The organism is Sorangium sp. So ce281 (assembly GCF_051527395.1).
Classification (GTDB): Bacteria; Myxococcota_A; Polyangia; order Polyangiales; family Polyangiaceae; genus Sorangium; species Sorangium cellulosum_B.
The window spans coordinates 4928684-4951869 of record NZ_CP150322.1 but is presented as its reverse complement, the minus strand read 5'-3'; the positions used below and the strand labels follow the sequence as shown (position 1 = coordinate 4951869).

General features: G+C 71.1%; 17 protein-coding genes. 6 read left to right on the top strand and 11 right to left on the bottom strand.

Features of this window, described 5'->3' with window-relative positions:
- Positions 1–64 precede the first annotated feature (64 nt).
- The gene (locus tag WMF27_RS18700) at positions 65–1570 is read left to right on the top strand and encodes an HAD-IG family 5'-nucleotidase (protein WP_437767522.1); all 1506 of its coding nucleotides are present in this window, start codon (positions 65–67) and stop codon (positions 1568–1570) included.
- A 42-nt stretch (positions 1571–1612) separates the two neighbouring features.
- On the opposite strand, the gene dusB is transcribed toward WMF27_RS18700, so the two are convergent.
- Positions 1613–2599: a tRNA dihydrouridine synthase DusB gene (gene dusB, locus WMF27_RS18695; protein ID WP_437767523.1), complete on the bottom strand. Its 987-nt coding sequence runs from the start codon at positions 2597–2599 to the stop codon at positions 1613–1615.
- Positions 2600–3039: 440 nt separating this feature from the next.
- Here dusB and WMF27_RS18690 point away from each other — a divergent pair, with 440 nt between their 5' ends.
- On the top strand, positions 3040–4695 hold the full coding sequence (locus WMF27_RS18690) for a serine/threonine-protein kinase (RefSeq protein WP_437767524.1): 1656 nt from the start codon (positions 3040–3042) through the stop codon (positions 4693–4695).
- A 377-nt stretch (positions 4696–5072) separates the two neighbouring features.
- On the opposite strand, the gene WMF27_RS18685 is transcribed toward WMF27_RS18690, so the two are convergent.
- The 9 genes from WMF27_RS18685 to WMF27_RS18645 form a co-directional block, all read right to left on the bottom strand.
- A complete protein-coding gene (locus WMF27_RS18685) occupies positions 5073–5594 on the bottom strand; it encodes a hypothetical protein (RefSeq protein ID WP_437767525.1) in 522 nt (173 codons plus the stop codon).
- A gap of 1007 nt (positions 5595–6601) precedes the next feature.
- The gene (gene leuB, locus WMF27_RS18680; RefSeq protein WP_437300774.1) at positions 6602–7666 is read right to left on the bottom strand and encodes a 3-isopropylmalate dehydrogenase; all 1065 of its coding nucleotides are present in this window, start codon (positions 7664–7666) and stop codon (positions 6602–6604) included.
- Entirely contained in the window at positions 7663–9309 is a 1647-nt protein-coding gene (gene cimA / locus WMF27_RS18675) for a citramalate synthase (RefSeq protein ID WP_437767526.1), read from the bottom strand. The genes leuB and cimA overlap by 4 nt, the downstream gene beginning before the upstream one ends.
- A gap of 84 nt (positions 9310–9393) precedes the next feature.
- Positions 9394–11088: a 2-isopropylmalate synthase gene (locus WMF27_RS18670; RefSeq protein WP_437767527.1), complete on the bottom strand. Its 1695-nt coding sequence runs from the start codon at positions 11086–11088 to the stop codon at positions 9394–9396.
- A gap of 34 nt (positions 11089–11122) precedes the next feature.
- Complete coding sequence (ilvC, locus tag WMF27_RS18665; protein WP_012236362.1) at positions 11123–12136, bottom strand: ketol-acid reductoisomerase; 1014 nt, start codon at positions 12134–12136, stop codon at positions 11123–11125.
- Between the two features lie 106 nt (positions 12137–12242).
- The gene (gene ilvN / locus WMF27_RS18660) at positions 12243–12791 is read right to left on the bottom strand and encodes an acetolactate synthase small subunit (protein WP_437300770.1); all 549 of its coding nucleotides are present in this window, start codon (positions 12789–12791) and stop codon (positions 12243–12245) included.
- A gap of 137 nt (positions 12792–12928) precedes the next feature.
- Complete coding sequence (gene ilvB / locus WMF27_RS18655) at positions 12929–14638, bottom strand: biosynthetic-type acetolactate synthase large subunit (protein ID WP_437767528.1); 1710 nt, start codon at positions 14636–14638, stop codon at positions 12929–12931.
- Positions 14639–14731: 93 nt separating this feature from the next.
- A complete protein-coding gene (locus WMF27_RS18650; protein ID WP_437767529.1) occupies positions 14732–15184 on the bottom strand; it encodes a hypothetical protein in 453 nt (150 codons plus the stop codon).
- 106 nt (positions 15185–15290) lie between these two features.
- Positions 15291–15521, bottom strand: coding sequence for a hypothetical protein (locus tag WMF27_RS18645; RefSeq protein ID WP_437767530.1), 231 nt, complete (start codon positions 15519–15521; stop codon positions 15291–15293).
- Between the two features lie 413 nt (positions 15522–15934).
- Here WMF27_RS18645 and WMF27_RS18640 point away from each other — a divergent pair, with 413 nt between their 5' ends.
- From WMF27_RS18640 to WMF27_RS18625, 4 genes are all read left to right on the top strand, one after another.
- Positions 15935–16969, top strand: a complete 1035-nt coding sequence (locus WMF27_RS18640; protein ID WP_437767531.1) for a hypothetical protein — start codon at positions 15935–15937, stop codon at positions 16967–16969.
- A 126-nt stretch (positions 16970–17095) separates the two neighbouring features.
- Positions 17096–18556 (top strand): amidase, encoded by a 1461-nt coding sequence (locus tag WMF27_RS18635; protein ID WP_437767532.1) that lies wholly within the window; start codon positions 17096–17098, stop codon positions 18554–18556.
- Positions 18557–18593: 37 nt separating this feature from the next.
- Positions 18594–19790 (top strand): saccharopine dehydrogenase family protein, encoded by a 1197-nt coding sequence (locus WMF27_RS18630; RefSeq protein WP_437767533.1) that lies wholly within the window; start codon positions 18594–18596, stop codon positions 19788–19790.
- A 43-nt stretch (positions 19791–19833) separates the two neighbouring features.
- Positions 19834–20400, top strand: coding sequence for a gamma-glutamylcyclotransferase (locus tag WMF27_RS18625; RefSeq protein ID WP_437767534.1), 567 nt, complete (start codon positions 19834–19836; stop codon positions 20398–20400).
- Here WMF27_RS18625 and gyrA read toward each other — a convergent pair.
- Positions 20397–23018 carry a DNA gyrase subunit A gene (gyrA, locus tag WMF27_RS18620; protein WP_437767535.1) on the bottom strand — a complete coding sequence of 874 codons (2622 nt, stop codon included), beginning with the start codon at positions 23016–23018 and terminating at the stop codon, positions 20397–20399. The genes WMF27_RS18625 and gyrA overlap by 4 nt on opposite strands.
- Positions 23019–23186 lie beyond the last annotated feature (168 nt).

Below are 23186 nucleotides of genomic sequence, written 5' to 3'. Positions count from 1 at the left end.
TTGTCCGGGTGGGCAACGCCGTGGGTCCCTGGTATGCCTCACGACCGCTCTCCGGGCGATCACCATGGACAAGCTGGATTGCCTCGCCGCCCCGCCGCCCAAACAGCGGGGGATTTTCTGCAACCGGACGCTGAATCTCCGTTCGATCAAGGCGATCGGATACGACATGGATTACACGCTGATCCACTACCGGGTGGAGGCGTGGGAGCGTCGGGCCTATGAGCACCTCCGGCATCTTCTGGAGAGCGAGGGCTGGCCGGTCGGGGACCTGACGTTCGAGCCGGACCTCGTGATCCGAGGGCTCATCCTGGACACCGAGCTCGGCAACCTGCTCAAGGTGAATCGGTTCGGCTACGTGAAGCGGGCCTTCCATGGGACGAAGCCGATCGACTTCGAGACCCAGCGCGCGACCTACGCGCGGACGATCGTCGACCTCGCGGACGGGCGCTACGTCTTCCTGAACACGCTCTTCTCTCTGTCGGAGGGGTGCATGTACGCGAAGCTGGTCGATCTGCTCGATCAGCGCCGGCTGCCCGAGGTGCTCGGCTACAGCGACCTCTATCGCCGCGTGAAGGATCGCCTCGACGCGACGCACATGGAGGGGCAGCTGAAGGCCGAGATCATCGGGGATCCGGACCGGTTCGTGCCGCTCGATCCGGAGATCCCGCTCACGCTGCTCGACCAGCGGGAGGCGGGCAAGAAGCTCGTCCTGATCACGAACTCGGAGTGGGTCTACACGCGCGCGATGATGAGCTACGCGTTCGACCGCTTCCTGCCGGGCGGCATGACGTGGCGTGATCTGTTCGACGTGGTCATCGTCTCCGCGCGGAAGCCGGAGTTCTTCTCGAGCCGCAGCCCGCTCTTCGAGGTGGTCACGGAGGACGGCCTCCTGCGTCCGGCCGGCCGGTTGCGCGTGGGCGGGCACTACCTGGGCGGCAACGCGGGGCTCGTCGAGCACCACCTGGGGCTGTCCGGCGACGAGATCCTCTACATCGGCGATCACATCTATGGGGATGTGCATGTGTCGAAGAGCGCCTTGCGGTGGCGGACGGCGCTCATCATCCGGGAGCTCGAGGACGAGATCCTCGCGATCGAGGAGGCGCGCGGGGCCGAGGCGCGCCTCGATCTCTGGATGCGGGAGAAGGAGGACGCGGAGCGCGTCTATGCCAGGCTGCGCCTGGAGCTCCAGCGGATGCGCGCCGGCTACGGGCCGGTCGCCGGGGCGACGGAGGGCGAGATCCAGGCGAAGATGAACGAGCTCAAGGCGAGCCTGGCGGCGCTCGACGCGCGGATCGCGCCGCTCGCGAAGGCGTCGGCCGAGACGTTGAACCCGAGGTGGGGGCTGCTCCTCCGCACGGGCAACGACAAGAGCCACCTGGCCCGGCAGATCGAGCGCTCGGCGGACATCTACACGTCCCGCGTCTCCAACTTTCTCCTGGCGACGCCTCACGTGCTGCTCCGCTCGCACCGCGGGAGCCTGCCGCACGATCCCATGGGCGCGCCGCCGGGCGCCGAGCCGCAGAACGGCGAGCCCGCTCCGGTCGACGACGCGACGCCCGTGGGCATGTAGGCGGCGCCGCCGCCGGCCTGCCGCGCCTCAGGCTGCCGCGCCTCAGGCCGCGAGCCGCTGCGCGGCGCTGTCGAGGATGTCGAGGCACCCCGACAGGCTGTCGCAGAAGAGCAGCTCGCGCCGGAGGGCCGACGCGCCGGGGAGGCCGCGGAGATAGCCGGTCAGGTGGCGCCGGGTCACGCGCACGCCGTGCGGCTCGCCGCGCGCCTCGGTGTTCGCGATGAGGTGCGCGCGGCACAGGGCGAGCCGCTCCTCGGCCGTCGGCGGCGGGAGGTGCACGCCATCGTCGAGGAGGGCCCGGGCCTCGCGGAAGATCCAGGGGTGGTCGATGGCGGCGCGGCCGACCATCACGCCGGCGCAGCCCGTCTCGCGGAGGGCGCGGGCCGCGTCGTCAGCGGTCTTGATGTCGCCGTTCACCACGACAGGGATGGACACGGCCTCGCGCGCCCGGGCGGCCCAGCCCCAGTCGGCCGCGCCGCTGTGCCCCATCTGGGCCGTGCGGCAGTGGATCGTGAGCGCGGCGACGCCGGCGTCCTCGAGGCGGCGCGCGAGGTCGACGATCGGCATATGGGACTCCGGCCCCCAGCCGATGCGCGTCTTCACGGTGACCGGGAGCGCGACCGAGCGCGTCACGAGCCGGGCCATCGCCACCATCGCCTCCGGATCGCGGAGCCAGCCCGCGCCCGCGCCTCGTCCGGCGATCTTCGGCACCCAGCAGCCGCAGTTGATGTCCAGGAACGCCGGTCCGGCCTGCTCGGCGACGCACGCGGCCTCGGCGAGGCGCTCCGGGTTGGCGCCGTAGATCTGGATCGCCGTCGGCTGATCGCCGTCGGCCAGGGCGAGCTTGCGCCGCGCGGTCTTGCACCCGCGCAGCAGCCCCTCGACGTTGACGAACTCCGTCACGCACAGCTCGGCGCCGAGCTCCCGGCCGATGCGGCGGAACACGGCGTCCGTCACGTCCTCCATGGGCGCGAGGACGACGGGGCGGCTTGCGAACAGCCGGCGAAAGCTTTCGGGCGAGAGCGGCACAGTGGCGAGCTTTCAAGCATGGATCCGGCCGGTTGACCAGGGCGACCGCCGCGGCCCGAGGCGTGAGGGCCCGCTGAGCTCGAGCCCGCGGCGCCGAGGCGCGAGCGGCGCCTGGCGCCTGACCGGCGCCTGACCGGCGCCGCGGCCAAGGCGACGAGCGAGACCCGAGCCCCCTGCCGCCCCGGTCACCTCGCCGCGCCTCGGCGTCCCGCCACGCCGCTCCCCCGAGGCGCTGACAGGATTCATGACCTCACGGGCATATGTGTGCACGGCGGACGAACACGGCATGTGGGGTGGCGAACGGTCATGTTGGTACGACATCCGGGGTGGGAGACGGCGGGCAGCGCAGCCCGGCATCGTGGCCGAGGAAACCTGCCGCACGAGAAGCCAACAACGCTCGCTTGACGTTCGGCGTGGCTCTGGCGACCCTCGAGATTGCCATGAAGCGTGCGCTGCTCCGAGAGGCTCTCCGCGCTGAGCGCTCGGCCGCGGCGCGCACGCTCAGAGAGCGCGAGACTCGCCCGCTCGGCACGCGGCGCAGCGCTCCGGGCGTCCACGACGCGGAGAGCGTCCGTCGCGCGGTCCGCCGCGCTTTCCGCGTCGCGCTCTGGATATGGCCGGCGTTCACGCTTGTCGACGTGTTCATGGCGACCGTGCTGTACCCCGCGGCGCCGGTGTGGCGCTGCATCGTCCTGCGCGTCGTCGAGCAGGCGCTCTCCCTCGCCGTGTACCGGCTCTCGGGGCGCCCGACGCTCTCGGGGCGCGTCGTGCTCCTCGGGTACGAGGCCGCGTTCCTCACCGCCGCGATCTTCATCTCGCTGATGGCGCTCGATTTCGGCGGCCTGACGAGCGCGTACATGCACGGGCTCTCCATCGTCGTGCTGCTCCGCACGGCGCTCGTGCCCGCGCCGTTCAGCAAGGCCCTCCTCGCCTCCGCGCCGATGTTCCTCGCCTTCCCGGCGACGATGGGCATCGCCGCGATCTTCTCCCCGTCCATCCAGGCGGCGTGGCTCGATCCGACGACGCTGCTCACGGCCGCGAGCCATTACATCTTCGTCCCTGCCTCGGGGGTGATCGGGGCGCTGTCGAGCCACGTCGTGTGGGCCGCGCAGCAGCAGGTCTATCAGGCGCGCAAGCTGGGCCGGTACCGGCTCGAGGCGCCGATCGGCAAAGGGGGGATGAGCGAGGTCTGGCTCGCGTGGGACGAGACGCTCCACCGCGACGTCGCCCTCAAGCTCCTCCGGACGCGGGACGCGCCGGACCCGGCGGTGCCGAAGCGCTTCGAGCAAGAGGCGCACGCGGCGAGCAAGCTCAGCGATCCGCACACCATCCGGATCTTCGACTTCGGAGCGAGCGACGACGGCATCTACTACATCGCCATGGAGCACCTGCGCGGGGCCGATCTCGCCGCGATCGTGCGCAGCTACGGCCCCATGCCCGTGGCGCGCGCCCTGCGCTTCGCCCTGCAGGCCTGCCGCTCGCTCATCGAGGCGCACGAGGCCGGGATCATCCACCGGGACATCAAGCCGCAGAACCTCTTCGTCACCCGCGTTGGCGACGATCACGACTTCCTCAAGCTGCTCGACTTCGGCGTCGCGCGGATGGTCGAGGGCGGTCGCGACGCCGAGCTCACGAACAGCGGCATGCTCTGCGGGACGCCCGCCTACATGGCACCGGAGGTGTGTCGTGGCGATCGGGCGGATGCGCGCAGCGACATCTACTCGCTCGGGGGCACGCTCTACTTCCTGCTCACCGGGGAGCTGCCGTTCGAGGGCTCGTCGTCGGGGCAGCTCTTCGTCGCCCACATGACGAAGGCGCCTTTCGCGCCGTCGGTGCGGCGCGGCCAGACCGTCCCTCGCGCGGTCGACCGCCTCGTCCTGCGGTGCCTCGCCAAGGACCCGCGCCACCGTTTCCAGAGCGCGCGGGCGCTGTTCGATGCGCTCCTCCCGCTGCTCGACGAGTCCGCCTGGACCGCGGCCGACGCGGAGCGCTTCTGGGTGACCGAGCGCGCGGAGAAGCTCGGCCGCCCGGAAGCGCCGCCCGAGCGCCCCACCGCGGCGCGCGGGGGCTCGACGCGGACGGCCTCCGCTCGATAGAGCCAGCGCACCGTCGCGCCGCGCCGCGCGGCCTCCTGTCTCACCTGCATGGGGGTCACGCGGCGGTGTTACATGAGGATTCGCTTCCTCGTAAGCCGCGTCCCGAGCCTCGTCGAGGCCGACGCCTGAGCCCGGGTACCCAGGGACCGCTCGCAGACCCGTGCGGGCGATCCGGGGGCACCGCGGTGGCGGTCGAGGCCCCTCCGCGGCCGCGTGAGGGAGCCTCGACCGTCAGCGGGCCCGTCGCTTCATCGTCCGCTCATGACCCCTTGCCGGCGTCCTGCCGTGGCGAGGACCGAGCCGCGGCGGCGCCGCACCCAGGGCGCGGAGCGGGCGTCAGCAGGGCCTTCTCGAGCGAACCGTGCTGGCGCGGCGTCCTACCAGCCGCAGCCGCCGCCCCAGCCGCCCCAGCCGCAGCCGCCGCCCCAGCCGCCCCAGGGCCGGAAGCCCCAGCCGCCGCCCCAGCCCCAGGGCCGGAAGCCCCAGCCGCCGCCCCAGCCCCAGGGCCGGAAGCCCCAGCCGCCGCCCCAGCCCCAGGGCCGGAAGCCCCAGCCGCCGCCCCACCAGCGCGCCGCATCGGGCTTCTCGCCGACGCCCTCCTCGCCAGTCGGGATCGCCGAGCTGGGGTCCGCGGCGCCGACATCGGGCGCGCCGGGGGCCGGCGCGCTTGCGCTTGCTGCGCTGGGGTCCGTGGCTCTCTCGTCCATCGCCGGATTCGCGCTCGACTCCTGATCAGCGGAGTCCGCCTCTTCGGCCTGGAACGCCTGCTTCGCCTCGTCGGTCTCACTCATCACATCGTCGGTGGGCGCGTCCGACGTCGTCGCCTCGGCCATGCAACCGGCCGCGGAGAGGGCCGTCGAGAGGGCGATGAGCGATGCGAACTTCGTCAATTGGCTCATGTTCCCGTTCTCCTGTGAACATCAATCCATGTCGAATGGAGTCATCGCCCGTCATGGCGACGAGCTCTGACACGCGGGGACCTGAGATCCCCCGCCGCACGATCATGTGTGGTGTTCGGGAGGTGATGTCGATTGCCGCAGAAAGGACACATGAGACACCATGGACGCTTTCTGCGAGGCCGTGCGCGCCGCGAGGGAAGCGTCACGCGCTCCTTCCGGGAGGGAGCGAGCCGCGGCCGCCCGGGAGAGCGCAAGCCGCGGCTGCGCGGCGCTCGCCGGCCTCCCACGTGCTCCAGCGGCTGCGCGCGCTCTCCGCAGATCCAGGGCGCTGGACTGCGATGCTGGCGAGGACCGGGCGCGGGAAGGCCTGTCCTTATGAGGCTTCGGCCGTGGTGCCTAGAGCGACAAACGGGTTGAAACCCCAGAAAAGAGCAGGAATTTGAGCCGCCAAGCGCGTCAAGGACGCCAAGATTGTGTTTTGTTCTCGGCGCGTTGGCGGCTCGTCTCTCGCTCGATCAACGTGATCGGCGTCCTGGAATGCAAACAGCTCGATCAACGGAGATGAACCGGATGGCGCGGAGCACCCAGGCGTCGGCCGCGAGCGACCGTCGCGCGGCGAAGGATGCTCCATGAAGGCTCGCGCGACCGTGTCGTTCGCCAGGATCTCCAGCGTGAAGGGTGCTGGAGGAGATCCGCGCGACTGCGTCTCCGGAGCACATGCTCCCGCGGTTCACACAGGAGTTCGTCAGGGCCACCATCGGACCCGTCCGCGACACATGCTGTCCCGTCCGGGTCGATGGCCGGGGGCGAAGCGCGATGGATTCGCGCGAGGAAAGCGGTGGACTGGATAGCCTGGGAGCAACGCGTAGGAGCGGCCCGCGAAGGGGCCTTGTGTCGACGCGTCGATGGTTGTGCAGGGAAGGGGGCGAGAAGAGCGCGATCGTGACGTCGATTGCGCGCGGCGAGCCCCGGTGAGGGGCTCGCCCGAGGCCGCCTGGAGGGAGCGCTCAGCCCGCGAGCTTCGCGCGGACCGCCTCGCCCATCCCCTGGGTCGACAGCTTGCCGCCGAGGTCCGCCGTCCGTGCGCCGCCGGCGATGGCCTGCGCCACCGCGCGCTCGAGCACGGCCGCCTCCTTGTCGAGCCGCAGCGAGTGCCGGAGCAGCATCGCGGCGCTCAGGATCGTCCCGATCGGGTTGGCGAGCCCCTTGCCGGCGATGTCGGGCGCCGAGCCATGGATCGGCTCGTAGACCCCGCGCGTCCCATCGCCCAGCGACGCGCTCGGGCAGAGCCCCAGCGAGCCGGCGAGCACGGCGGCCTCGTCGGTCAGGATGTCGCCGAACATGTTCTCGGTGACGATGACGTCGAACGCCGCGGCCGAGGTGATGAGCCGCATCGCGCACGAGTCGACGAGCTGGTGCTCGATGCGGATCTCCGGGTGGCGGGCGGCGACCTCGGTCGCCACCGTGCGCCAGAGCCGCGACGACTCGAGGACGTTCGCCTTGTCGACGGACGTGACGAGGCGCCTGCGCGACGACGCGAGGCGGAACGCGAGCTCGACGACGCGCTGGATCTCCTCGTCCGTGTACTCGAGCGTGTCGACCGCGCGCCGGCGCCCGTTCACCTCCTCGCGGAGGCGCGGCTTGCCGAAGTAGAGCCCGCCCGTCAGCTCACGGACGACCAGGATGTCGACGTCCGCGAGCCGCTCCGCCTTGAGGGGAGAGGCCTGGATGAGCTCCGGGAACAGGCGGATCGGCCGCAGGTTGGCGTACAGGCCGAGCCCCTGGCGCAGCGCGAGCAGCCCCTGCTCGGGGCGGACGCTCGCGCTCGGGTTGTCCCACTTGGGGCCGCCGACGGCGCCGAGCAGGACGGCATCCGCCGCGCGGCACGCGTCGAGCGTCTCCTGCGTCAGCGCCGTGCCGGTCGCGTCGATGGCGCAACCGCCGATGAGGTGCTCCGAGTAGCTGAAGCTGTGGCCGAACTGGGCGGCGACAGCGTCGAGGGTGGCGCGGGTTTCGGCGACCACTTCGACGCCGATGCCGTCGCCGGGCAAAAGAACGATATTGGCCTTCATGCGACCTCGCTGGCAGGCAACGTGGATGTGTACTGCTGGGGCTCTCTCGCTGCGAGCGTGAGCCCATACTCGATCCCGTCCGCGAGCGCATGCCAGGACGCATCGATGATGTTCGTCGACGCGCCGACGGTGCTCCACTGGCGATGCGCGTCGCGGCTGTTGATGAGCACGCGCGTCGTCGCCGAGGTGCCGTCGCGCCCGTCGAGGATACGGACCTTGTAGTCGACGAGCTGGATGTCACGCACGGCCGGGAACACGGGCGCGAGCGCCTTGCGGAGCGCGCCGTCGAGCGCGTTGACGGGGCCGGACCCCTCGGCCGCCGTGATCACCACCTCGTCGTCGACCGCGATCTTGATCATCGCCTCGGCGAAGGTGCCGACGCCCTCGCGCTGGCCCGCGATGACCTTGAAGTCGAGCAGCCGGAACGGCGGCTTGTAGCCCGGCGAGCTCCGGCGGAGCAGCAGCGCGACGGACGCCTCGGCCGCCTCGAACGACGAGCCTCGCGCCTCACGCTCCTTGATCTGCTCCAGCACCTCGACCTCGGCGCCCGTCGGCACCTCGAGCCCGAACTCCTCGGCCTTGCTGAGGAGGTTGCCGCGGCCCGACAGCTCGCTGACCACGGTCCGCATCGCGTTGCCGACGAGCGCGGGATCGATGTGCTGGTAGGACGCAGGCTCGCGCCGCATCGCCGCGACGTGCACGCCGCCCTTGTGCGCGAAGGCGCTCCGCCCGACGTAGGCCATGTGATCGTCGGGGGAGAGGTTCGCCACGTCGGCGACGTAGTGCGAGAGCTCGGTGAGCCCGCTGAGCGCCCCGTCCGGGAGCGCCCGGAGGTCGAGCTTCAGCTCCAGGTTCGGGATGATCGCGCAGAGGTTCGCGTTCCCGCAGCGCTCGCCGTAGCCGTTGATGGTGCCCTGGACGTGGCGGGCGCCCCCGCGCACGGCGGCGATCGAGTTGGCGACCGCGCACTCGCCGTCGTTGTGGGCGTGGATGCCGAGCGGGTGGCCCAGCGCCGCCTTCATCTCGGCCACCACCGCCTCGATCTGCCAGGGCATCGAGCCGCCGTTCGTGTCGCAGAGCGTGACCACCTCCGCCCCGCCGCGCACGGCGGCGCGCAGCGTCTCGGTCGCGTACGACCGGTCGAGCGCGAACCCGTCGAAGAAGTGCTCGGCGTCGTAGATCACGCGGCGGCCGTTCGCGCGCAGGAAGGCGATGGTCTCCTCGATCATCCGGAGGTTCTCGTCGAGCGTCGTGCGCAGCACCGCCGTCACGTGCTGGACCGAGCTCTTGCCGAAGATCGTGCAGACGCTCGTCCCGGCGGCGAGGAGCGCGCGCAGCCCGGGGTCGTCCTCCGGGGCCAGCGAGGCCCGTCGCGTCGAGCCGAACGCGGCGATCTTCGCGTGCTTCCACTCGATGTCCTTCGCCCGCTCGAAGAACTGCGCGTCCTTCGGGTTCGAGCCAGGCCACCCGCCCTCGATGAAGGTCAGGCCGAACGCGTCGAGGTGGCGCGCGATGTGCAGCTTGTCCTCGCACGCGAGCGAGATGCCCTCGCGCTGGGTGCCGTCCCGTAGCGTTGTGTCGTAGACGTCGACGCGGTCCGAGGGGCGGGCGCCCTGCTCCGCGCCGTTATGAGGCGGATTCATAAGGTTCGACTTCCTTGGTGCAGCGAGATCGGGTCGCCGAGCTCGTCGCCCCCCTGGGGGGCCTCCTGCGCTCGGCGCACGGCCCTACCTCGCGGTATCGACGGCGGCGCCGTGGCCGCTCTGGTTGCTCTCTGACGCCGCCGCGTCGTCCTTGGGCTCGACGCCGTAGGTCGCGAGGAGCCGGTTCAGGGCGGTGAGGTACGCCTTCGCGCTGGCCACCAGGATGTCGGTGTCAGCGCCGTGGCCGTGGAAGACCCGCGCCGCGGCGTCGTGCTGCGGGTGCCGCTTGCTCGACGTCGCGTCCGCCCGGACGCGGACGCTCACCTCGCCGAGCGCGTCGATGCCCTCGGTCACCGCGTGCACCGAGAACTCGAGGAGGCTGCTCGGCACGCGGACGATCTCGTCGATCGCCCGGTAAGCGGCGTCCACCGGCCCGGTGCCGATCGCGGCGCGGACGTGCAACGCCCCGTCCGGCCCGCGGAGGCGGACGGTGGCGGTGGGCATGCCCGTGGTCCCGCAGGCGACCTGGAGCGCGTCGAGCGTGTAGAGATCGTCGGCCTGCGCCCGCGTGGTCGAGACGATCGCCTCGATGTCGGGATCGGTGACGTGCTTCTTCTTGTCGGCGAGCGCCTTGAAGCTGGCGAACGCGGCCGCGAGCTGGGCCTCGTCGAGGTGGTAGCCGAGCTCCTCCAGCCGGTTGCGGAGCGCGTGCCTGCCCGAGTGCTTGCCGAGGACGAGCCGGGTCTGCGTCACCCCGACCATCTCCGGCCGCATGATCTCGTACGTCTCCTGGTGCTTCAGCATCCCGTCCTGGTGGATGCCGGACTCGTGCGCGAAGGCGTTGGCGCCGACGATCGCCTTGTTCGGCTGGACGTTGAAGCCCGTGGCCGCGCTGACGAGGCGGCTCACGGTGGCGATCTGGGTCGTGTCGATCCCGGTGCGCAGCCCGAAGACGGCCCGGCGCGTGGCGAGCGCCATGACGATCTCCTCGAGCGCGGTGTTGCCGGCGCGCTCGCCGATGCCGTTGATGGTCACCTCGGCCTGGCGCGCGCCCGCGCGGATGCCCTCCAGCGCGTTGGCCGTCGCGAGCCCGAGGTCGTTGTGGCAGTGGACCGAGACGATGGCGCGGTCGATCCCCGGCACGTTCTGGCGGATCCCGGCGATGAGCGCGCCGAACTCGCTCGGGATGGTGTAGCCGACGGTGTCCGGGATGTTGAGCGTGGTGGCCCCGGCGGCGATCGCGGCCTCGAGCACCTGGTAGAGGAACTCCGGCTCGCTCCGGCCGGCGTCCTCGGGGCTGAACTCCACATCGGCGCACAGGTCGCGCGCGTACGCGACCATGGCCCGCACGCGGTCGAGCACCTCCGCCCGGGTCATCCGGAGCTTGTGCTTGAGGTGGATGTCGCTCGTGGCGAGGAAGGTGTGGATCCGGGGGTGCGCGGCCCGGGCGACGCCCTCCCACGCCTTGTCGATGTCGACCTTGGTGGCGCGGGCGAGGGCGCAGATGATCGGCGGGGTCGCGGCGGGGCGGCCGGGGACCGCGGCCGCGCCCACGCGCTCGGCGATCGTCTGGACGGCGAGCAGATCGTCGGGGGAAGCGGCGGGGAAGCCCGTCTCGATGACGTCGACGCCGAGCTTCGCCAGCGCGAGCGCGATCTCGAGCTTCTCCGACGATGTCATCGTCGCGCCCGGCGACTGCTCGCCGTCGCGCAGCGTCGTGTCGAAGATGCGGACGTAATCGGACGGGGGCATCGCTTGATTCGCAATCATCTCAGGCATGGTGTTCTCCGCCGCCTCCCACGAGTGGAGAGGCTCAGTCGCCGGGCTTGATGGTGACGGGATCGATGAACGGCATCATCTTGCGCAGGTTGGCGCCCACGATCTCGAGCCGCTGCTCCCGCTCCTTCGCCCGCGTCGCCTCGAACTTCGGCCGGCCCGCCTCGTTCTCCGCGATCCACTTGCGCGCGAACTCGCCGCTCTGGATCTCGGCGAGGATGCGCTTCATCTCCTCGCGCGTCTTGTCGGTGATGACCCGCGGGCCCGACACGTAGTCGCCGTGCTCGGCGGTGTCGCTGATCGAGTACCGCATGTAGTTGAGGCCGCCGCGGTACATGAGGTCGACGATGAGCTTGAGCTCGTGCAGACACTCGAAGTACGCGATCTCCGGCTGGTAGCCGGCGTTGACGAGCGTCTCGAAGCCGGCCTTCACGAGCTCGCTCGCGCCGCCGCAGAGCACCGCCTGCTCGCCGAAGAGGTCGGTCTCGGTCTCCTCCGCGAACGTCGTGAGGAGCACCCCGGCGCGCGTGGCGCCGATGCCCTTCGCGTAGGCGAGCGCCTGGGCCTCCGCCTTGCCGCTCGCGTCCTGGTGGACGGCGAGGAGGGCCGGGACGCCGCCGCCGGCCTCGAACGTCTCGCGCACCCGGTGGCCGGGGCCCTTCGGGGCGATCATCGACACGTCGACCGACGGGGGGGGCGTGATCGTGTTGAAGCGGATGTTGAACCCGTGCGCGAACATGAGCGTCTTGCCCGGGCCGAGGTGCGGCGCGATCTGCTCGTTGTAGATGCGCGCCTGCGACGTGTCGGGGGCGAGGATCATGATGACGTCGGCGGCCTTCGCGGCCTCGGACACCGTGGCCACCTGCAGCCCCGCGGCCTGCGCCTTGGGCCGGCTCTTGCTGCCCTCGGGCAGGGCGACGATCACCGTGACGCCGCTGTCGCGCAGGTTCAGCGCGTGCGCGTGCCCCTGGGAGCCATAGCCCACGATCGCGACCTTCTTGCTCTGGATGAGCGAAAGATCCGCGTCGTTATCGTAAAAAATCTTAGCCATCTCTCTCTCCTTGCAACCGGGACCCGCACCTCGCGGGCTCCCGTCCTTCACGTCCTTCACGTGTCGCGCGCGCTCTTTACACCGTCGCTACACCGCCGTCATACCGTCAGGAGGCGCCGTTCTCGGCTGTGCGCACGGGGATCGAGTCGAACCTGGCCTCGGCCTCCTCGGCGCCGCGGGTCATCACGATCATCCCTGTCCGCACCATCTCGATGATCCCGAACGGACGGAGCACATCGAGCAGGCCCTCGATCTTGTCGCCGGTCCCGGTGATCTCGATGGTCAGCGCCTCGGGGGCGACATCGACGGTGCGCGCGCGGAACACCTCGCAGAGCTGGAGCACCTGCGCCCGGCTCGTCGCGTCCGCCTTCACCTTGATGAGCGCGAGGTCGCGCGCGACGGAGGCGGTGTGGGTGACGTCCCGGACCCAGAGGGTGTTGACCAGCTTGTAGAGGTTCGCCTCCAGGCGCCGCGCCCCGTCCTCGTCCGCCTCGAGGACCAGGGTCAGGCGCGAGATCCCGGCGATGTGGGTGCGCCCGACGCTCAGCGACTCGATGTTGTAGGCGCGCCGCCGGAAGAGGGACGCGACGCGGTTGAGCACGCCGGGGCGGTCTTCGACGTAGGCGATGAACGTGCGCAGGATGGGTCGATCCATGGATGCCTCTTGAAAGTCCCTCTTGTCTGTGGTGCGCCCGGCTCCGGCCGCGGCGCGCTCGGGCGCGCCCCGCCCGTCCGACGGGCGCACGCTCACGCTGGAGCGCGCGCCCGGGGCGCGTGGGTCTGCTGGCGCGTTCACGGGTCCTCCCCGGTCTCCACGATGGGGCTCGGGCGCCGGATCATGTCGTTCAGGTCGGCGCCGGCGGGGACCATCGGATAGACGCTATCCTCCTGCTCCACGCGGAAGTCGACGACCACGGTGCCCGGCGTGGCGCGGGCGCGCTCCACGGCCCCGGCGATCTCCTCGCGCTTCGTGACGCGGATGCCGGTCAGCCCGTGGGCCTCGGCGAGCTTCACGAAATCCGGGCTGCGCATCGGGGTCGCCGAGTAGCGCCGGTTGTAGAAGAACTCCTGCCACTGCCGCACCATGCCGAGGTAGCCGTTGTTGATGACGGCCACGTGGACCTTGAGCCCCTCCTGCGCGCAGGTCGAGAGCTCGCACGCGGTCATCTGGAAGCCGCCGTCGCCCACGACCACCCAGATCTCGTCCTCCGGCTTCGCGAAGCGCGCGCCGATCGCCGCCGGCAGGGAGAAGCCCATCGTCCCGAGCCCGCCGGAGGTGATGAGCTTCCGCGGGTAATCGTGCTTGTAGTACTGCGCTTCCCACATCTGGTGCTGGCCGACGTCGGTTACCACAAGCGCCTTGCCGTCGGTGAGCCGCCAGAGGTCGTGCAACACGTGCGCGGCGTACAATTTTTCGTTGTACGGCAATTGTTGAATGTCACGGACCGCCGAGTCGCCCTTCAGCAGGGTGATGCGGTCGACCCACGGGCCGCGGTCGCGCTGCTTGCACCCGGGGATGAGCGACAGCAGCGTGTCCCGGACGTCGCCGATGAGGCCGACATCGACCTTGACATTCTTGTTGATCTCGGACCGGTCGATCTCGACGTGGATCTTCTTCGCCTTGACGGCGTAGGTCTTGAGGTTGCCGGTCACGCGGTCGTCGAAGCGCATCCCGAGCGCGATGAGGAGGTCGGCCTCCTGGATGGCGTTGTTCACCCACGCCTCGCCGTGCATCCCCATCATGCCGAGGCTGAGGGGGTGCTTCGCCGGGAAGCCGCCGAGGCCGAGCAGCGTGGAGGCGACGGGGATCCCCGTCTTCTCCACGAAGGCGAGGAGCTCGCGCGTCGCCTCGGCCCTGACGATGCCCTGACCGGCCAGGATGAGCGGCCGCTCGGCCTCGTCGATGAGGTCGATCGCCTTCTCGATGTCCGTCTGGACGGCGTGCTGCGAGGGGCGGTAGCCGGGCAAGCGGACCTCGCCCTTCGGCGGCTCGAAATCGATCGACGCCTGCTGGGCGTCCTTGGTGATGTCCACGAGCACGGGGCCCGGGCGGCCCGAGCGCGCGATGTAGAACGCCTCGCGGAGGGCGGGGGCGATGTCCTCCACGTCGGTCACGAGGTAGTTGTGCTTGGTGATGGGCAGGGTGACGCCCGTGATGTCCGTCTCCTGGAACGCGTCGGTCCCGAGCAGCTTGGAGGACACCTGCCCGGTGATACAGACGATCGGCGAGGAGTCGAGCATCGCCGTCGCGATCCCGGTGACGAGGTTCGTCGCGCCCGGCCCCGAGGTGGCGACGCACACGCCGACCTTGCCCGAGGCGCGGGCGTACCCGTCCGCCATGTGCGCCGCGCCCTGCTCGTGCCGGACGAGCACATGGCGGATCGGGTAACCGAGGATCGTGTCGTAGGCGGGCATGATCGCGCCGCCCGGATAACCAAAGACCACGTCCACGCCTTCGCGGACGAGGACTTCCCAGATAATCTGTGCACCGGTTCGTTTCATAATTCCCGACTCCATCGAGTCACGCGGGTGAAGGTGGGGCCCGTGGGGGCGCCTTGGCCGCGGGGTTCCGCCGTTTCTCAGAGGCTCAGCAAACTAGGCGATCGCGCGCTGCAGATCCTCCCGAGGGCCGCCGCCGCTGCTCTCCTCGCGGCGGATCGCGTCGAGCACCCTGCGCGCGTCGTCGAGCGACACGACGCGCGAGCTGCCCGGCGCGCCCGCCGGCTTGGCGCGCAGATCAGCGCGCTGGTCCACGCTGGAGCGCGCGGAGGGCGGGTCGGCATGGAACTCGAACGATGCCTCCGCGGCGTCGCCGTGCGGGCGCGCGCCCACGAGGCGCGTCGAGGAGCGCTGGGGCGCGCGGACGGCGCTCCCGCTGGCTCGGGCGCGGATCTCGTCGACGAGCGCCTCGAACTCCTCTCGCACGGCGCTCGACGCGACGGGCACCCCACATCCCGCGGCGACGAGCTCGGCGAGCTCCGCGATGCGCTGGCCGACGGCCTCGGTCGAGGCGTCCTCCCGATTTTTCCTCGAATGTTCCTTGCTCACCTGATCCTCCTTCGACGACGGCTGCTCTCCGTGAACCCTCAGGCCGAAAAAAACGAAAGCCCCCGGACCATCTCGGTGCGGGGGCCAATCTCCATGCTGTTTCAGCTCAGAGCGGCGGCCCGCAACCGTTCCCGACGCGAATCAGCCCGACGACGTCAACTAGGCTGATGAGCGCAGGAATGGCTAGGCCCGCTAGGAGCCCGACGGACACGCCGCCTTCGACGACGACGAACGAACGCGCCGTCGAGGACGCCAACGAAGCGTGGTGCACAACCTTCTCAGCGAGGGTCCCATCGCCGGAGGCGTGGGCGCTGGCGGTGCACATCGGCTTCTGCATGGCGTAGATGGTTCTACCCTACAGAGCTGCTGCGTCGCGTCAAGTTGTTTCTTTACAGATCGCTTGTTTCTGCGGCATTTCGTGCGGTTTTTTGTTCGAGCGCGCGCACGTGAACCGCGTGATGTTCAGCACGAACCGGTGCTGTCCGGGAGCTCGGTCTGCGGTGGCTCGAACGGCGATGCACTGCGCTCGATGTGCACGGATGCGTCGCTCGAGCGCGACGCCGGGCGAGTCGAGCGAGGCGCGCCGAGCGCGTCGCGTGGAGCGCGCGCAAGCGAAGGCGCGGCCAGGATGCCGGAGTGCCGGGGGGAGAGGTGCGCAAACACCGGACGTCGGCTCGTGCACCCCCGAAGTGCAGACTGCTGTCTTGAACTGACTGCCGCCAGATCGCGCGACACACCCATGAACCCGGCATGCAAGCGCATCGCGTCGCGCAGGCGCGCCCTGCCGATCGAACGGCCTCGCCCTGGGGTCTGCAGTGCCGCCGCGTGGCCTCTCTCGGCACGGTCGGGCTCCTCGCGCTGAGCGACGCCGCCGCGGCCCGCGCCGATCCTGCGCAGCCAGGCGATCCCACGGCGCTCGCCGGTGCACAGCCAGCGCGGCCGTCGCTTCCACCCGCACCGCCTGCGCGGCCGCCTGCCGCGCCGGAGCGGCCCGCCGCTGCAGCGCCCCGGACGCAACCGAGGGCGGCCGCCAACTTCAGCACGTTCCTCGAGCTCCGGAACGATTACTCGAGCGGCAAGAACGGCTTCTTCAACGCAGCGGTGCTCCGGGGGGACTACGCCTTCACCAGGACGTTCTCGCTGCGCGCAGACCTGCCGCTCGCGTACGCGGGCGACATCGAGGGCCAGCGCGACGTGGGGCTCGGCGACATCCTGATCCGGCCGCTCGTCCGCGTGGTGGGCACGCCGCGGTTCGCGCTGGTCCTGGGCACGGATCTCCTCCTCGACTCGGCGACGAGGCGCGCGCTCGGCGCGGGAAAGAACCAGGTGGCGCCCCTCGTCCAGGCGTACGTCCGCGTGGCGCGGCCCGCGCGGCTCGGGGCCCAGCTGCAGCACGCGGTGTCGTTCGGCGGCGACCCGGGGCGGAACGCCATCCAGAAGTCGACGATCAGGGAATTCGCGATCATCGAGCTGCCGCATGGGTTCTGGGTGAGCCCGGACCAGGCGTTCACGATCGACCATCGCGGCGCGCACCGCGTCGTGTCGACGAGCGTGCTGGAGGTCGGCGCAGAGCTCAGCGAGCGGGTGCAGGTGTACGTCGATCCCGGCGTCCAGGTCGACGACCGGGGGGCGGTCGACTGGCTGGTCACCGGGGCGGTGCGGTGGGCCTTCCCGCAGCCAGCGCGGGCGCGCGCGGTCGCCGCCGCGCCGGTGCAGCGCGCGGGCGCGGGGCAGGCGGCGGGCGCGGGGCAGGCGGCGGGCGCGGGGCAGGCCGCGGAGGAGTAGGAGGACGCCCGGCGAGGGCCGCGCGCGTCCCGCGCCCGGGATGGGGCGGGGGGGGCGATCGACGGATCCGGGGTGGCGGACCCTTGACCTGGGTCGTCGTCCCGAGCCTGATCCTCGGTCGCACGCATGCTGTCACGAGATCCGCTGCTCCTGCTCTCCGCGACCCGGCTCGCCGCGCTGATCCGCGAACGCGCCGTGACGTCGGCCGCGGTCGTGGAGGCCCATATCCGGCACATCGAGCGCGTGAACCCGACGCTCAACGCGATGGTGGCGTACCGGTTCGAGGCCGCCCGCGCCGAGGCGCGCGCGGCCGACGCCCTCCTCGAGCAGGGCGGGGCCGCGGGCGCGCCGCCGTTCCTCGGCGTCCCGTGCTCCATCAAGGAGAGCTTCGCCGTCGCGGGCATGCCGAACTCCGCGGGGCTCGTCGCCCGCGCCGGCGTGCGCGCGGAGGAGGACGCCGTGACGGTCACGCGCCTCCGCGCGGCCGGCTTCATCCCGCTCGGCGTCACCAACGTGTCGGAGCTCTGCATGTGGATGGAGACGAACAACCGGCTCTACGGCCGGACGAACAACCCCTACGACCCGGCGCGCACCGCGGGCGGCAGCTCGGGCGGGGAGGCCGCGGTGATCGGCGCGGGCGGCGCGCCGCTCGGGCTCGGCTCGGACATCGGCGGATCCATCCGCATGCCCGCGTTCTTCAACGGCGTCTTCGGCCACAAACCGACCGGCGGGCTCGTGCCGACCTCGGGCCAGTTCCCGCTGCCGGGCGAGCGGGGGCTCCGCTTCATGACGACGGGGCCGATCGCGCGGCGCGCCGAGGATCTCATGCCGGTGCTCCGCATCCTCGCCGGCCCGGACGCGCGCGATCCGGCCTGTGCGCCGCTGCCGCTCGGCGATCCGGCCTCGGTCGAGCTCGGCACGCTGACGGTGCTCTCCGTCGAGCACGACGGGGTGCGCCGGGTGAGCGCCGATCTCGTGGCCGCGCAGCGGAGGGCGGCGGAGGCGCTCGCCGCCTGCGGGGCGACGGTGATCGAGGCGAAGGTCGACCTCCTCGCGCGGGCGCTCGACATCTGGACGGCGATGGTGGGCACGTCCGGGGGCGTCACGTTCCGGGCGTTGCTCGGTGATGGCCGCCCGGTCAGCCTGCCGCGCGAGCTCGCCCGCTGGTCGGTCCGCCGCTCGCCGCACACGCTGCCCGCGCTGGGGCTCGCGTTGCTGGAGGACGTCGGCGGGCTGCTGCCGGCGCGCGTCGAGCGCGCCCTGGAGCTCGGCAAGGCGCTGCGCGCCGAGCTCGTGTCGCGCATCGGCGAGCAGGGCGTGATGCTCTACCCGTCCTATCCGAGCCCTGCGCCGCGGCACTACGCGCCGCTCCTGCCGCCGTTCCAGTGGACATACACCGCGGTGCTCAACGTCATGGAGATGCCGGCGACGCAGGTGCCGCTGGGCCTCAACGGCGAGGGGCTGCCGCTCGGCGTCCAGGTGGCGGCGATCCACGGCAACGATCATGTGACGATCGCCGTGGCGGAGCACCTGGAGCGCTCGTTCGGCGGCTGGGTGCCGCCGTCGCTCTCGTGGTGCCGGCGATGACGTTCCCGCCCGCGGTCGTGGTATCAAGGCTGCCCCCATGACCAGCGACCGCGCGTACGACGTGATCGTCTTCGGAGCGACCGGCTTCACCGGTCGCCTCGTCGCCGAGTATCTCGCCACCAAGGGCAAGGACGCCTCGGCCCGCGGCGCAGAAGAGCGGCCCATCCGCTGGGCGATCGCAGGCCGGAACGCGGGGCGCCTCGCCGAGGTGAAGGCGGCGATGGAGGCGATCGATCCGGCGTGCTCCTCGCTGGGCGTCATCGAGGCGACGTCGGACGACGCGGCGGCGCTCGAGCGCATGGCTCGACAGGCGCGCGTCGTCATCACGACGGTCGGTCCTTACACGGCGCTCGGCGAGCCGCTCGTCGAGGCGTGCATCCGCGCGGGCACCGACTACGCGGATCTCACCGGCGAGCCCGGGTTCGTCGACCGCCTCATCGAGCGCCACCACGAGGCTGCCCGCGCGCGGGGCGTGCGGATCGTCAACTGCTGCGGCTTCGACAGCATCCCGCACGACCTCGGGGTGCTCTTCACGGTGACGAAGCTCCCGGCGGGCGAGCCGATCGTGGTGGAGGGCATCGTGCGCGCGCACGCCAGCTTCTCCGGCGGCACCTGGCAGTCGCTGCTCGAGATCATGGCGCACCCCGGCCCCAGGAAGGGCGCCGCGCGCGGCGAGGACGCGCAGGGTGCGCGCAGGGTGCGCGGGCTCAAGACGCGCGTCCGCTACGAGAAGGGGCTGCGCGCGTGGCTCTGCCCGATGCCCAGCATCGATCCGCTCGTCGTGCTGCGGAGCGCGCGGGAGCTCGACGCCTACGGCCCCGACTTCCAGTACAGCCACAACGTGCAGGTCAAATCCGGGCTGCAGCTCGTGATGGGGATCGCCGGCTTCGGCGCGGTCACGGCGCTGGCCAAGGTGGGACCGACGCGGGAGCTGCTCCGCAAGGTGCGGAGTCCGGGGGAGGGGCCGAGCGCGGAGGAGCGGGCGCGCAGCTGGTTCCAGGTGACCTTCCAGGGGAAGAGCGCGTCGCGCAAGGTGGTGACGCGGGTGAGCGGCGGCGATCCCGGTTACTCGGAGACGGCCAAGATGGTGGCAGAGTCGGCGCTCTGCATGGCGTTCGACCGCGAGCGGCTGCCGGCGCGCGCCGGGGTCATCACGCCGGCCGTCGCGATGGGGGAGCGGCTCATCGAGCGGCTTCAGGCGGCGGGGATCCGGTTCGAGCTGCTCGAGGGGTGAGCTGCGGCGGCTGGCGGCCGGCGCGGCTTGGTACAATCGCCCTGTGCACCGCGAGGCGTGGATCTTCGGTTACGGCTCGTTGATCTGGCGGCCTGCCTTTCGCTTCGAGCAGATGGTGCCCGGGTACATCACGGGGTGGGCCCGCCGCTTCTGGCAGGGGTCCACCGATCATCGTGGCGTCCCTGGGGCGCCTGGGCGGGTGGTCACGCTCATCCCGGCCCCTGGCGCGCGCTGCTGGGGGATGGCCTATCGCGTTGCCGGGGCCGAGCTCGACGAGGTGCTCCGCGCGCTGGACCACCGCGAGAAGGGCGGCTATGCGCGCCACGACGTGCCGCTCCACCTCGAGGACGGGGCGGCGGTGCGCGCGGAGATCACGGCCCGGTCGGCCATCGTGTACCTGGCCACGCCGGATAACCCCGACTACCTGGGCGCTGCGCCGCTCCCCGAGATGGCCGCTCAGGTGCTCGCGTCGCACGGCCCGAGCGGCTCGAACGTCGAGTATGTCCTGCAGCTCGCCGACGCGCTCGCGGCGATGGGCGCCCACGACGAGCACGTGACCGAGCTGGCGGCGCTCGTCGGCCATCGAGCTCCGCGCCCGGTCGACGTCTAGTTGACCTCGCTGCTCCCGTTCCCGCCCGCGTGATCCGCGACCCCGTTGGTCCCGTCCACGCCCGCAGCCGGCGGCGTCGACCCGCCCTCCTCGGCCTCGGCCGCGTCGGCCGCGAAGGCCTCGACGGCGACGACCCGCTCGTCCTGGCCGACGTGCATGATCCGCACGCCCTGCGCGTTGCGCCCCGTCTCGCGGATCTCGCTCGTCTTGGTGCGGATCATCTGCCCGCGATCGGTCACGATCAGCACCTCGTCGCTCGGGCTCACCATGGCGACGCCCACGACCGGCCCGTTCCGCTCGCTCGCGTCGATGAGGATGACGCCCTTGCCGCCGCGGCTCTGGAGCCGGAACTCCTCGAGCGGCGTCTGCTTGCCGTACCCGCGCTCGCACACCGCGAGCACCCGGTCGCGCCCGTCGCCGCTGACGCCGAGGCCCACGACCACGTCGCCCTCGTCGAGCTCGATGCCCTTCACGCCCATCGTCGCGCGGCCCGTCGGGCGCACCTGGTCCTCGGGGAAGCGGATGCTCATCCCGCTCCGCGTCGCGATCACGAGCTCGCGCTTGCCGTCGGTGAGCGCCGCCGTGAAGAGCTGATCGCCCTCCTCGATCCGTACGCCGATGATCCCCTTGTCCCGGTAGTTCTCGTACTCGTTGAGCGCCGTCTTCTTGATCTGCCCGCGGCGGGTCAGCGTCACCACGAACGTCTCGCCGTCGAAGCTCGGCACCGGCGTGATCGCCGCGACCTTCTCCCCCGGCTCCATCCCGACGAAGTTCACGATCGCCCGGCCCTTCGCGTTCCGGGGCGCCTGCGGGATCTCGTAGACCTTCTTGACGAAGACCTTGCCCTTGTCGCTGAAGAAGAAGACGTACGAGTGCGTCGACGCCACGAAGAGCTGGCTCACCCAGTCCTCCTCGCGCGCCTCCATCCCCACCATCCCCTTGCCGCCGCGGCGCTGCGCCCGGTACGTCGAGGTCGGCGTCCGCTTCAGGTAGCCGGCGTGCGAGATGGTCACGACCATGTCCTCTTCCTGGATCAGGTCCTCCATCTGGATCTCGGCCTCGGCCGGCACGATCTCGGTGCGCCGCTTGTCGCCGAAGCGCTCCTTGATCTCCTCGAGCTCCATCACGATCACGTTCATGAGCAGCCCCATGTCGGCCAGGATCGCCCGGAGCCGCTCGATGGTCTGCGACAGCTCGCCGTACTCCTTCGCGAGCTTCTCCCGCTCGAGGCCGGTCAGGCGCGACAGCCGCATCTCGAGGATCGCCTTGGCCTGCCGCTCCGAGAGGAAGTAGTCGCCGCGCGTGTCGGCCTCGGCGCACTCGGGCTCCGGCCGGCCGGCGCGCCGGAGGAACTCGCCGAGCCCCCGGAGCGGCAGCTTCTGCAGGTTCTCCCGCGCTTCGTCCGGATCGCTCGAGGCCCGGATCGTCGCGACGATGCGATCGATGTCGCTCGTCGCCATCCCGAGCCCCTCGATGAGCTCGCGCTGCGCCTCGGCCTGCCGGAGCTCGAACCGGCAGCGCCGCGTCACGACCTCGCGCCGGTGCTCGATGAAGTGCGAGAGCGTGTCCTTCAGGCTCAGCACCGCGGGGCGGCCGTTCGCGATCGACAGGTTGATGACGCCGAACGTCGCCTGGAGGTCCGTCAGCCGGTAGAGCTGGTTGACGACCACCTGCGGGAAGATGTCCTTCTTCAGCTCGATGACGATCCGCATCCCCTCGCGGTCGCTCTCGTCGCGCACCTCGCTGATCCCCTCGATGCGCTTCTCCTTCATGCACTCGGCGATCTTCGCGACCAGCCGGGCCTTGTTCACCTGGTAGGGGATCTCGGTGAAGACGATCTGCTCGCGGTCGCCCTTCATCGTCTTCTCGACCTGGTGGCGCCCGCGCATCGTGATCGAGCCGCGGCCGGTCGTGTACGCCTGCACGATCCCGCTCTTGCCGTAGATGAGGCCGCCGGTCGGGAAATCGGGGCCCGGGACGAGGAGGAGCAGCTCCTCCAGGGTGATGTCGGGGTTGCGGATGATGGCGATCGTCGCGTCGATGATCTCGCCGAGGTTGTGCGGCGGGATGTTCGTCGCCATGCCGACGGCGATGCCGCCGGAGCCGTTCACCAGGAGCTGCGGGAACTTCGCCGGAAGGACGCTCGGCTCGAGCTCCGAGTCGTCGTAGTTCGGGACGAAGTCGACCGTGTCCTTGTCGAGATCGGCGAGCAGCTCGACGGCCATCCGCGACAGGCGCGACTCCGTGTACCGCATGGCCGCGGGCGAGTCGCCGTCGACCGATCCGTAGTTGCCCTGCCCGTCGATGAGCGGGTAGCGCAGGCTGAAGGTCTGCCCCATCCGGACGAGCGCGTCGTAGACCGCGAGATCGCCGTGCGGGTGGTACTTGCCGAGGACGTCTCCGACGACGCGCGCGCACTTCTTGTGCGAGCCGGTGGGGCCGATCTTCTGCTCGTTCATCGAGTAGAGGATCCGGCGGTGCACCGGCTTCAGGCCGTCGCGCACGTCCGGGATCGCGCGGCCGATGATCACGCTCATCGCGTAGTCGAGGTAGCTCGTCCGGAGCTCGTCCTGGATGCTGACCGGAACCTTCTGCTGGATGTTCGACGTCTCTTCCATGGGGGACCTGCACCCGAGGCGCGGGGGGCGGGCGCGGCGCGCGCTCGGCCCCCGTCGTAGAGGCCCATCCCAGCGCGGCTCGAGCGTCGAGCGGAGCAGCAGAAGCGGCCCTGGCCTCGATCGACGAGCGACGAGGTGGAGCCCGGCCTTCGCCGCCCGCCCTATGAC

What these genes read in the sequence shown, in the direction of transcription:
- WMF27_RS18700 (WP_437767522.1), top strand. Translation starts at nt 65, where the DNA reads ATGGACAAGCTGGATTGCCTCGCCGCCCCGCCGCCCAAACAGCGGGGG.
- WMF27_RS18690 (WP_437767524.1), top strand. Translation starts at nt 3,040, where the DNA reads ATGAAGCGTGCGCTGCTCCGAGAGGCTCTCCGCGCTGAGCGCTCGGCC.
- WMF27_RS18685 (WP_437767525.1), bottom strand. Translation starts at nt 5,594, where the DNA reads ATGAGCCAATTGACGAAGTTCGCATCGCTCATCGCCCTCTCGACGGCC.
- leuB (WP_437300774.1), bottom strand. Translation starts at nt 7,666, where the DNA reads ATGAAGGCCAATATCGTTCTTTTGCCCGGCGACGGCATCGGCGTCGAA.
- cimA (WP_437767526.1), bottom strand. Translation starts at nt 9,309, where the DNA reads ATGAATCCGCCTCATAACGGCGCGGAGCAGGGCGCCCGCCCCTCGGAC.
- WMF27_RS18670 (WP_437767527.1), bottom strand. Translation starts at nt 11,088, where the DNA reads ATGCCTGAGATGATTGCGAATCAAGCGATGCCCCCGTCCGATTACGTC.
- ilvC (WP_012236362.1), bottom strand. Translation starts at nt 12,136, where the DNA reads ATGGCTAAGATTTTTTACGATAACGACGCGGATCTTTCGCTCATCCAG.
- ilvN (WP_437300770.1), bottom strand. Translation starts at nt 12,791, where the DNA reads ATGGATCGACCCATCCTGCGCACGTTCATCGCCTACGTCGAAGACCGC.
- ilvB (WP_437767528.1), bottom strand. Translation starts at nt 14,638, where the DNA reads ATGAAACGAACCGGTGCACAGATTATCTGGGAAGTCCTCGTCCGCGAA.
- WMF27_RS18645 (WP_437767530.1), bottom strand. Translation starts at nt 15,521, where the DNA reads ATGCAGAAGCCGATGTGCACCGCCAGCGCCCACGCCTCCGGCGATGGG.
- WMF27_RS18640 (WP_437767531.1), top strand. Translation starts at nt 15,935, where the DNA reads ATGCAAGCGCATCGCGTCGCGCAGGCGCGCCCTGCCGATCGAACGGCC.
- WMF27_RS18635 (WP_437767532.1), top strand. Translation starts at nt 17,096, where the DNA reads ATGCTGTCACGAGATCCGCTGCTCCTGCTCTCCGCGACCCGGCTCGCC.
- WMF27_RS18630 (WP_437767533.1), top strand. Translation starts at nt 18,594, where the DNA reads ATGACCAGCGACCGCGCGTACGACGTGATCGTCTTCGGAGCGACCGGC.
- gyrA (WP_437767535.1), bottom strand. Translation starts at nt 23,018, where the DNA reads ATGGAAGAGACGTCGAACATCCAGCAGAAGGTTCCGGTCAGCATCCAG.